The 3866-nt window shown below is 49.0% G+C and carries 3 protein-coding genes and 2 pseudogenes; 1 reads left to right on the forward strand and 4 read right to left on the reverse strand.

Annotated features, from left to right (window positions below):
• A pseudogene (locus tag H6X51_RS19650) lies at positions 1–1167 on the forward strand (hypothetical protein); the annotation flags it as partial.
• A 711-nt stretch (positions 1168–1878) separates the two neighbouring features.
• Here the strand turns inward: H6X51_RS19650 and H6X51_RS19655 are convergent.
• From H6X51_RS19655 to H6X51_RS19670, 4 genes and pseudogenes are all read right to left on the reverse strand, one after another.
• Positions 1879–2133, reverse strand: a complete 255-nt coding sequence (locus H6X51_RS19655) for a hypothetical protein (protein WP_185269115.1) — start codon at positions 2131–2133, stop codon at positions 1879–1881.
• 76 nt (positions 2134–2209) lie between these two features.
• On the reverse strand, positions 2210–2725 hold the full coding sequence (locus H6X51_RS19660; protein WP_185269116.1) for a hypothetical protein: 516 nt from the start codon (positions 2723–2725) through the stop codon (positions 2210–2212).
• Positions 2716–3555, reverse strand: a complete 840-nt coding sequence (locus H6X51_RS19665) for a hypothetical protein (protein WP_185269117.1) — start codon at positions 3553–3555, stop codon at positions 2716–2718. The genes H6X51_RS19660 and H6X51_RS19665 overlap by 10 nt, the downstream gene beginning before the upstream one ends.
• 35 nt (positions 3556–3590) lie before the next feature.
• Positions 3591–3794: pseudogene (locus tag H6X51_RS19670) on the reverse strand (integrase core domain-containing protein); the annotation flags it as partial.
• Positions 3795–3866 lie beyond the last annotated feature (72 nt).

Consider the following 3866-nt stretch of genomic DNA (forward strand, 5'->3'; position numbering starts at 1 on the left):
GCACGGTTTATCAGTGCCGACCCGCATATCGACGGGCTGTACAGCACCCAGGGGCTGAACAGCTACAGCTATGTGCATAACAACCCACTCAATGCCATCGATCCCAGTGGGTACTTCCTCAAGAAACTGGTGAAGAAAATCGTCGGCGGGGTCAAGAAAGCAGTCAAGAGCGTGTTTAAGGCGGTGATGAAGCCCGTAGGTCAAGTCATCAGAGCCATGGGGCCATTGGCTCAGCCGCTGGTGGCTATCGGGTCAGCCTATTTCTGTAGCGGCGCGGCCACATACTGCTTCCAGTTCATCATGGGCTCCAGTTTTGCCACTTCTCAGGCCTATGGCGCCTCGTTTGCTGAATCGTTACGATTATCTGCGATATCGGGAGCAACAGCCTGGGTTGGAGGGCATCTATCGGCGGGCATACACAAGGTGACTGAAAATGGGGCCGGCTTCATGCAAAAAGTAGCCAACGTTGGACTCCACGGCCTCCGAGGCGGGGCGACATCTGCGGTAAGTGGAGGAGATTTCCGCTCAGGTTTCATGGCAGGTAGCTTTGGCGCCTTTGGTGATGTGACGGAGCTCTCCAAAAGCAATTATGGCGCAGCCCTGTTTGGCGGTATAGGTGCTAAGCTGGGAGGCGGAAGCTTTGCGGAAGGAGCTATCATTGCTGTGATTGGGCGCAGATTCAATCATGACTTAAGACAAGAGTCGATAGAAGTTTACGTCGGGGATGAGCGCTTCGAACTCACTGGGACAAATGCAGGCGCATTCTGTCTTACACAGACCTGTAGAGGTCGTTTAGCATCAGGCTTGATGCAAATGGAGAAGTTTGGTGAGCTATATGTTGACACCAACTCCAGTCAATATAGATTGTATAGAAATGCCTTGGCAACGCTATACGCAAACCGGGTCAATGATGCAGCAGTTTTTATCACTATAATATTTCCACAGTCGGCGCCAGTTACTTACCCAGTCATGGCTGGGGCATCAGGCGTAAAAATCATATACTCCAACAATACATCTATGGCCATATTGTCTACTGCAGCTGGGAGGGTAGGAGGAAAAGCAGCTGCTAATGCGGCTCTTAGAAATAATCCTGGGCTTTCAATTGGCAACCAGAATAGAGCAGCAGTTATTGGCGGTTATATCGCTTCCGAGGTGGTTCCGAAATGAACGTTTCTCTTAGGAAAATTATTTTATCCGAAAATATAGAAAAAAAAGTGAGGGTATACTCGGGCCGGGCTTTGTGGCGTATCTCCCTTGTCCTTGTGATGGCGCTTCCAATTTACCTGAAGACAGATAATGTTTTTGTTTCGCTAATATTTAGCGCAATCTTTGAGAGCGTTATCGTTGATATGTACACGAACAGAAGTTATCCACCTGCATACAACATGCTATATTACAAGATGAATGAGCTGAAGAGCAAAGACCCAGAGGTATTATATTTGTTCGGCCTGATAAATGGAGGATCAATGTTGGTGCTATATATTTTATTTTTTGTTGTCTAAAATTTTTTAATTTCCAACGGTTACAACAACCTACTTAACAGCGATGGTCTGACCTACTTGGCAACCTGCGCATCAACGCTTCTTCTATGACGCCTGGGGCAAGCGGCGCAGCTACCGCCACCCATCACCGCCGCGTAGCATTGAGGGGCTGCTCCTTTGCAGGCCATAATGGATCCAATCGCAACCAGTGGCTGTGCAACAGGCCCCAGGGTCCTGATGACCTGGTAGAAGGGTCTATTGAGTGCATTCTGGACACTTTTCCTGACTTTGTTCAACCCACTCAGCGCTTTCTTGACCCTCTTGAACACCTTCTTCAGGAAGTACCCACTGGGATCGATGGCATTGAGTGGGTTGTTGTGCACATAGCTGTAGCTGTTCAGCCCCCCTGGGGCTGGGCGGCGGTGATGCTGACGCCGCCTTCGTCGATGCGCAGGTTGTCCAGGTAGGTCAGGCTATCGCTGTTGGCCGGGCCGCTGCGGCCATAGGCTATAAAACGCAGTTGGCCCAGTTGGGGAATGTGCGTGCGGTACTGGTAGCCGGCGCTGCGCTGGCTTCCCTTGGGGTAGAAGTACAGGCTGCTGCCGCTTTCATGGGCTTCGATTTCCAGGGTGTAGTGGGTGTTGTCGGCCACCTCGCCCAGCAGGTGGTTGATAGTACTAGCAGCACCATCATGTCTGTATGGCGAGCCCGCATAGCGCTACCGCTCTTTATATTACTCTCTGATCTTTTCTCCGACTGACTAAGAATATAGCACTTAACACAGTAATTACAATCGATTCAAATATAGTCGAAAAGCTTGTGCTCAGAACAATAAAAACCAGCAGCTGCGGAAATATTATTTCTTTTGGCGTCGGCCTTACCAAAACCAAAAAAATCAGCCAAATCAATGAGGCCGCCATTATAGAGGCGATTGCTGGCTGCATCATGTGCTTCGCTCTATTTTCTACGCTTTCCGCATGAAGTCTATCATTTTCCTTTTTAATAACGTCAACCGCTTCCGACCACAATCTATCTATCTCGACTAGATCTTCAGGATACAAAATACCCTTATCTAGGATTTTTTTTCTTTCCTGCAAGGCAGTATTGCTATTATGGTCTCGATATACTTCAGGAGCATCAGGAGTGGTGCTCACCTTTATCATAAGTATCAAATTCAGAATAACAAAAACAAAAAAAATGGAGCTTAAAGCCACCCATAAATTTCGCTTTAAATTTAATGACATAAGGTGCGTGCTCCATAGCAAGTTCTTTGCTCTCTTACGTCTCTCATTCCAAAACCATTTGGCCTGCTTATAGTTCCTTTAATTGTGCCGTGCGAGTAGACCTTAGGGTTTGTGACGTCCCCGTTAACCAAATCAAAAACCCGGACTCTCGACTCTACATTGTATCGCTGTATTTCTCCATAATTTACAATCCTGGATTCCGAAGTGCTTATACTTAAAATTCGTACTGCGAAATTTACAGGCTTAGAGAATAATTTGAAGCCATCAAACATTGATATATCATCAATCTTCCAAGATCCTTTATAAACTATGCCTTCATACGGCTGTCCTTTTGGTACCAAGACATTCACAGTATCACTCATTGCTTTTCTATTCCATACATCATCCCGGGAGTGCTCCTCATGATTAAACCTACGTCCAATAATGGCAATGATAGCCCCTTCCGCAAAGCTTCCACCCCCGAGCTTGGCCCCGATACCTCCAACAATAGCAGCACCATACTGACTTCTGGTCAGGCCATTGACATCCCCGAATGCCCCAAAACTACCCGCCAGAAAGCCGGAGCGGAAGTCGCCACCCGATACCACCGAGGTGACACCTCCCCTGAGGCCATGAAGCGATACGTTGGTTAGCTTGGGAGCAAACCGCAAGTCGGCGGTGTAGCTACCTATCCAGTCTGCAGCATGTGCTCCAACATAAGCTGTTGCCCCAGAGATTGCCCCTATCCTTAACGCCTGGCTGGTACTTGCCCCGTTGGCATGGGCTACGGCAAAGCTACCGCCACCCATCACCGCTGCATAGCATTGAGGAGCTGCTCCTTTGCAGGCCATGATGGATCCAATCGCAACCAGTGGCTGTGTAGTGGTCAACTGATTCCGGACACTGTTTTAAGTTTTTCTTCCGCCAGCGCCGGGGCTATTCCGCCGTTGAAGGAATGCGGCCGCTCAGTGTTGTAGTACCCCATCAGATAGCTGCTGATATCCTTCCGGGCTGCGGTCAGGCTGTGATAGCCCATCGGCGGGACCCATTCAGTTTTCAGGCTCCGGAACAGGCGCTCCATCGGTGCGTTGACGCTCCTATGTCAACTGCAAGCTGCTGACTCCGCCAAATCGGCCAAAATGAGCGGATATATTTCCCTGAC

Source organism: Halopseudomonas xiamenensis (genome assembly GCF_014219065.1).
Classification (GTDB): Bacteria; Pseudomonadota; Gammaproteobacteria; order Pseudomonadales; family Pseudomonadaceae; genus Halopseudomonas; species Halopseudomonas xiamenensis.